Source organism: Moraxella sp. 179-F 1C4 NHS (genome assembly GCF_045370505.1).
GTDB lineage: Bacteria > Pseudomonadota > Gammaproteobacteria > Pseudomonadales > Moraxellaceae > Faucicola > Faucicola tetraodonis.
The window spans coordinates 154,571-161,165 of sequence record NZ_JBIQEC010000005.1; the positions used below are offsets into that span (position 1 = coordinate 154,571).

The window sequence follows — 6,595 nt, forward strand, 5'->3', positions numbered from 1 at the left end:
CACCAATGGTTTGATTAAATGAAATCTGATTATTTGGGTAATGTTAAGTAAGTATTGTATACCCAATGAGTTTGCTATTATTAACTTAATTTAAATCAGTGTATAATAGCACTACACTTTACTGTCAATCCTGTATTTTACCGTTGTTATCAATGGAGTCCCTATGGCTACCTATGAACATATTAACCAAAAAGTTGAAAAAATGTGTCAGCAATCTGAAGATTTTTCAGTTCGCGTACCACAAGTGATGCAGCGCCGCATCTATATGATAGCGAAACAAAATCCCCTCAACAATGCCAAAGAAATGAAAGAAATGGAACGTATGGTGACTGAAAAACCCATCGCATTTTTTGAATCTTGGACGCAAATGGCTTGGCAAGCGCTCGTTGCGCAGCAAAATATTGGGCAATTAATGTTTTCAAACTGTATGAAATTAAGCTTGGGTCAACCGATTTCATTGGAAAACTTCTTTTATACTGTTAATCAAGAAGCGCTGCATGTATTGGAAAAAGGCATGCACCCTATCTATAGCCGCGTGGCAGCCAATGCCAAACGTTTAAGCTAATTTTTACTTTTTGCAACCACACCCAATATTTTTTTATTGGGTTTTTTATTTTTATGGGTTTTTGATGTCAAAAAAACTGGTACGCCCAGCGGGACTTGAACCCACGTCGGTCGCTTAGGAGGCAACTGCTCTATCCAGTTAAGCTATAGGCGTAAAGGTCTGCTATTTTATCATATTAAATCGTAAATGCTTAGCATCCGCTGATACTTTTTAAGCGTTTTGTTGCTGATTTTGTAGGTTCGCAGTTTTGCAATTCATAGTATAATAGCGGGCTAAAGATAAACCGCAATAAAGGCAATCCATGGCATTTGTACACTTTGGTATTCACACCGAATTTTCTATCACTGACTCGATTGTACGCATCAAAGCGTTGGTCAAAGCGGCCAAAGCCGACAACCAACTGGCGCTTGCCATTAGCGATTTATCCAACCTGTATGCCACGGTCAAATTTTATAAAGCTTGCTTGGATGCCGGTATCAAGCCGATTATTGGCTCTGAAGTCTGGCTTGAAAATGATAGTACGACGGTAACGCTACTTGCCAGCAACCAAGTCGGCTACAAGAATTTGACCAATATCGTGTCAAAAGGTTTTGTCGATGGTCAAGTAATGGGCAAACCGATTATTCAGCGTGACTGGATTTTTGAGCGCAGTGAAGGCGTGATTGTGCTATTCACCGAAAAATCAGACGTCGGTCAAGCCATGTTATCATCTCATCCAGAAAAAGCCGATAGCCTACTACAACAATGGCAAACCGCATTTGCCGATCGTGTCTATTTTGCCATTAAACGCACCAAGCGCGCCAACGAAGACCGTTTTATCGAGCAAGCCATTCGCATGTCCAATGCCTTTGATGTGCCTATCATTGCCCATAATGACGTGCGTTTTTTAACAGAAGATGATTTTGAAGCGCATGAAGCACGGGTGTGTATCGCCAATTCGCAAGTGCTTGCCGACCCCAATCGCCCACGCGATTATTCCTCTGAGCAGTATTTAAAAACCCAAGATGAAATGACTGCCCTGTTTAGTGATATGCCAGAGGTGATTGATAACACCTTGGATTTGGCAAAACGCTGTAACGTCATTATTCCTATGGGTCATCACGATTTACCCGAATTCCCCATTCCCGAAGGCGATACCATTGAAACTTTCTTTCGGCGCACCGCCCAAGAAGGTCTAGAAAAACGCCTTGAAAAACTCTACCCCATCGAAAAGCGCGACGACAGTTGGGCAGAAAAACGCAAGCCGTATGATGCGCGTTTGGAGTTTGAACTCACGACGATTTTGAATATGGGTTTCCCCGGTTATTTCTTAATCGTCATGGACTTTATCCGTTGGTCAAAAGCCAATGATGTGCCTGTAGGTCCTGGTCGTGGCTCAGGTGCGGGGTCCTTAGTGGCGTATTCGCTCAATATCACTGACTTAGACCCGCTAGAATATGACCTACTGTTTGAACGGTTTTTAAACCCTGAGCGGGTATCCATGCCAGACTTTGACGTCGATTTTTGTATCGAAGGGCGCGACCGCGTCATTGATTATGTGGCGCAAAAATACGGACGAGAAGCGGTATCCCAAATCATCACCTTTGGTACGATGGCGGCAAAAGCGGTGGTGCGTGATGTCGCGCGCGTTCAAGGTAAATCGTATGGTCTTGCTGATAAAATCTCCAAACTTATCCCCAAAACCCCAGGCATTTCGCTGGCTGAAGCGGTTGAAGCCGAACCGCAGCTCAAAGATTTGCTTAACAATCCTGACAACATGGATTATGAAGATGCCAATGAGATTTGGGAAATGGCGGTACGGCTAGAAGGGATTACCCGGGGCGTTGGTAAACATGCAGGGGGCGTACTTATTGCGCCGACCAAAATCACCGATTATAGCGCAATCTATTGTGATGAAGAGGGTCATCCCGTCAGTCAGTTTGATAAAGACGATGTGGAAGCAGTTGGCTTGGTAAAATTTGACTTTTTGGGTCTGCGCAATTTAACGGTAATTAATGCGGCGGTTAAAAATATCAATGCGCGCCGCGCTAAAGAACAACAGCCACCGCTCGATCTTGAGACTTTACCCTTAGACGATAAGCCCACCTACTCCCTGCTACAAGATGCCCATACCACCGCTGTGTTCCAGCTTGAAAGTACCGGCATGAAAAAATATTTGGCCAAGCTTAAACCGACCAATATTGAAGATGTCATCGCCATGTGTGCGCTGTACCGCCCAGGTCCACTAGATGCCGGGATGGTCGATATGTACATTGACCGTAAACACGGCCGCGAAGAGGTCATCTATGACCATGACCGACTTGAACCGATACTGGAAAATACCTATGGGGTGATTGTCTATCAAGAACAGGTGATGCAAATCTCGCAAGCGATGGCAGGCTATAGTCTAGGCGGTGCCGATATGCTACGCCGTGCGATGGGTAAGAAAAAACCCGAAGAAATGGCAAAACAGCGCAGTATTTTTGTTGAAGGGGCGATTGGTCAAGGCATCGATGATAAACTTGCAGGCGGCGTGTTTGATTTGATGGAAAAATTTGCCGGCTACGGGTTTAACAAATCACACTCAGCGGCATACGGCGTGTTAGCCTATCAAACCGCCTATTTAAAACACTACTACCCTGCCGAATTTATGGCGGCAGTCATCACCTCGGACATGAATAATACTGATGGCGTAGTGTTTTTTATCAATGATTGCCGCGAAAATTTTGATTTAAAAGTAGAAAACCCCAGCGTTAACCACTCCAATTGGGCGTTTGTGCCGATTAACCCGACGACCATTGTATATGGGTTAGGCGGCATTAAAGGTGTCGGTGAAGGTGCCGTAGAGTCTATCGTGGAAGCGCGAAACGCGGGCGGTGAGTTTACCGATTTGTATGATTTTTGCCGCCGTGTTGACACACGAAAAGTCAATAAACGCACCCTTGAAGCATTGGTTAAAGCAGGCTGTTTTGACAGTTTTGCGCCAAAATTACGACCTGATTTGCCTGCGGATGAAGCTTATCACATTCGTGGCGCGTTACTTGCCGAATTGCCAAAAGCGGTACAAGCAGCTGAGCAACAGCGCAGCAATGACAGCCTAGGGATGATTGATTTATTTAGCGATATACAAGAAGTCACTGCGCCGCCCCCATTGCCCCGTGAGCCTGTCTGGACAGATGCTGAGCGCTTAAAAGGCGAAAAAGACACGCTAGGACTTTATCTCACCGGTCACCCGATTGATAGTTATCGCGATGAGTTAAAACGCTATACGCCAAAGACATTGGGCGATTTAAGCGAAACCAGCTATGGCGAAACCGTATTTTTTGCAGGCTTGATACTCGATGTGGCAAACTTTGGTAATCGCTCAGTGATTACGCTCGATGACGGCACAGGTCGTATCGAAGTGAGTTGTTATGCCGAGCGTTTTGCCCGCGTCAAAGACAAGCTTAAAGTGGAAACCGTAGTGATTATCGACGGCTCTATTCGTGAACGCGATGGCACGTTTTATGCCAGCCTACAAGAGGTAATGACCTTAACCGATGCGCGCAAACGCTGGCTAAAAAAAATCAGCATCAAAATTGCAGGTCATGATATGGCACTGTTTGAACAGATACAGCAATTATTAGCGACCGCCAATAACTCAACAATTCACTATTTATCGCATCAGTTGAATCACCCTTCCGACAATGCCCAATTTGTGGACAGTCAGCCCGCCAATGCATCGGGTCAATTAGGGGTACCGATTAACCTATGTGTATATAACGACTATGCGATTGCCCATCTTAATATGCCAACGCATTGGCAAATTGTGCCGACAGAAGAGAATTTTGGCAAACTCAAAAGCTTGGTCAATGAAGAAGATTTGCATTTACATTTTAGTTAGCGTCTGATTTTGGTGAATTTGGCCGATGAACCCACCCTGTGATAAACGTTTGTATCCCTTAATCTGACTTTCATCAAAGTTTTGATAAAATTCAATGAGATATGGGCTAAAATAAGCCAATCAAATTTAATGAATGATGTTTTATTTAATGTCCCATCAACAGGAAACTCATATGACTCAGCCATCCCATATCAACTTGCCACAGTTTGAAGAATTAAGAGCGTTACTTGACGAAGATTTTGTCGATTTGATTCATACTTATATGCAAGATAGCTTACAACGTTTATCGGAAATGGAAACAGCTTATGCCAACTTAGACAACCGTTTGGGGTATAATGCAGCGCACGGCTTAAAAGGCGCTAGCTCTAACCTTGGCGCTACCGAGCTGACCGAACTTTGTTATAAACTGCAAGAAATCTGCCGCACAGGTCATATCCACCAACATGAACAACTGATTGAAGAAATCAAAGCGGAATGCCATGCAGTGAATGACCAAATACAATCGCTTATTGCGTAACGACTGACTAAAATTTGATAACCCATGGTAACGACTGACACTAACGCTTCTCCGCAACCCTTCTCAACCCTTGCGGCATTTTTAGCCGGTATTCGCATTGTGATGGTAAATACCACCTTGCCTGCCAATATCGGTTCTGCCGCCCGCGCCATGCACACCATGGGTCTAACACAGCTCACGGTAGTGGCGCCCAAACTACCGATTGACGAAGATGCCTATGCCCATGCCGCAGGTGCCAAAGCAATTTTAGATACTGTGACCATTTGCGACACCCTTGAGCAAGCCTTGCAAGATTGCCACTGGGTGATTGCTACCAGTAGTCGCCAACGCCATATTCCAAGACCCGTGTTATCGCCCCGCCAAGCGGCTGAATTGATGGTCACTAATTTTCACAACCTTGGCGATTTAATGACAGATGCTGCGCATCGCAATTGGCAACTTGCCATTGTGTTTGGTCGTGAAGATCGGGGTTTAACAAATGAAGAGCTGCAATTGGCTGACTACCATATTCAAATTCCTGCCAATGCTGAGTATGGGGTGTTAAATGTGGCCGCTGCGGTTCAAGTGATTGCCAGCGTTTTTTACGAAACCGCCGAATTAGCATTGACAGCAAAAACAGCGGCTGAAAAATCCATTGATTTGACTTTTCGCCAGCAGTGGGATGAGCCACCTATCTCAAATGAGCAGCGTTTACAGCTAGAAAATAGGCTGTTGGCATTGCTGGAGAATTTAGATATATACAATCCTGCCCAATCTAAAGTGATGCCTCAGCGTATTAATCGACTGCTTAGTAGATTACAGCTTGATATCAAAGAATATCAGTTACTGCAAGCCACCATCGCAAAATTACTCAAACGATAAAGCATTACTTAAACGATAAATTAATAACCCGTTAAGCGCTCAAAGTTTATGTCTGCCACTGTTTTGCTTGCTGTTGTGTTTGTGCTGAGCTTAACGCTTGTCACTTGGCTACTTAATCAACTTCCCCAACGGATGATTGTGGGGTTTGATGCCAGCCATCGTCATTCCCCATTAGATGGTATCCGTGGCATTTTAGCGTTATCGGTGTTTACTCATCACTTTTTTAAAAATTATTTCTTTCAAACGACGGGGCGCTGGCAGTCACCCAATATTGATTTTTTTACCAACTTGGGTAGTGTGCCGGTATCACTGTTTTTTTTAATTACCGGATATTTATTTTTTGGTAAGCTCAGACAGCCGCGGATGGATTGGCAATATCTTTATCGCTCTCGGCTGCAGCGCATTGTGCCACTGTATTTATTTTTGGGCGTCTGTATCGTCGCTATCTATTTCACCCAGCAACATCCGCCGTTACCCCTGTCTGAATGGCAGCAATGGACGCTGCGCTGGTTAAGCTTTAACAATCAATCGCTTAAAGATTTTTACGCTTGGCCGCTGGTCGCAGGCGCGGCTTGGACGCTGCTTTATGAGTGGGGTTTTTATTTTAGCTTACCGTTACTGTTTGTGTTGGTGCATCCCAAACAACTAAGCCAGTGGCAAAATATCGCGATGCTGATGATAAGTTTGCCTGTGTTGTATTATGTTTTCACACATATAGTTAAAACCGAATTATACCAAGCAACTTTCAACACAATCCTTAAGCGTATCAAACTTGCTTAGCGTTAAACGA

5 protein-coding genes and 1 tRNA gene are annotated in these 6,595 nt (G+C 44.5%); 5 read left to right on the plus strand and 1 reads right to left on the minus strand.

What is annotated here, in order from left to right; translation table 11 throughout:
• Positions 1-163 precede the first annotated feature (163 nt).
• On the plus strand, positions 164-565 hold the full coding sequence (locus ACH0AB_RS04130) for a hypothetical protein (RefSeq protein ID WP_406877295.1): 402 nt from the start codon (positions 164-166) through the stop codon (positions 563-565).
• A 77-nt stretch (positions 566-642) separates the two neighbouring features.
• Here the strand turns inward: ACH0AB_RS04130 and ACH0AB_RS04135 are convergent.
• Positions 643-718: transfer RNA gene (locus ACH0AB_RS04135), tRNA-Arg, on the minus strand.
• Between the two features lie 148 nt (positions 719-866).
• On the opposite strand from ACH0AB_RS04135, the gene dnaE reads away from it, so the two are divergent.
• From dnaE to ACH0AB_RS04155, 4 genes are all read left to right on the plus strand, one after another.
• Positions 867-4,427: a DNA polymerase III subunit alpha gene (gene dnaE, locus ACH0AB_RS04140; protein ID WP_406877296.1), complete on the plus strand. Its 3,561-nt coding sequence runs from the start codon at positions 867-869 to the stop codon at positions 4,425-4,427.
• A 172-nt stretch (positions 4,428-4,599) separates the two neighbouring features.
• Positions 4,600-4,944 (plus strand): Hpt domain-containing protein, encoded by a 345-nt coding sequence (locus tag ACH0AB_RS04145; RefSeq protein WP_406877298.1) that lies wholly within the window; start codon positions 4,600-4,602, stop codon positions 4,942-4,944.
• A 24-nt stretch (positions 4,945-4,968) separates the two neighbouring features.
• Entirely contained in the window at positions 4,969-5,805 is an 837-nt protein-coding gene (locus tag ACH0AB_RS04150) for an RNA methyltransferase (RefSeq protein ID WP_406877299.1), read from the plus strand.
• A gap of 48 nt (positions 5,806-5,853) precedes the next feature.
• Entirely contained in the window at positions 5,854-6,585 is a 732-nt protein-coding gene (locus ACH0AB_RS04155) for an acyltransferase family protein (RefSeq protein ID WP_406877301.1), read from the plus strand.
• Positions 6,586-6,595: the final 10 nt, after the last annotated feature.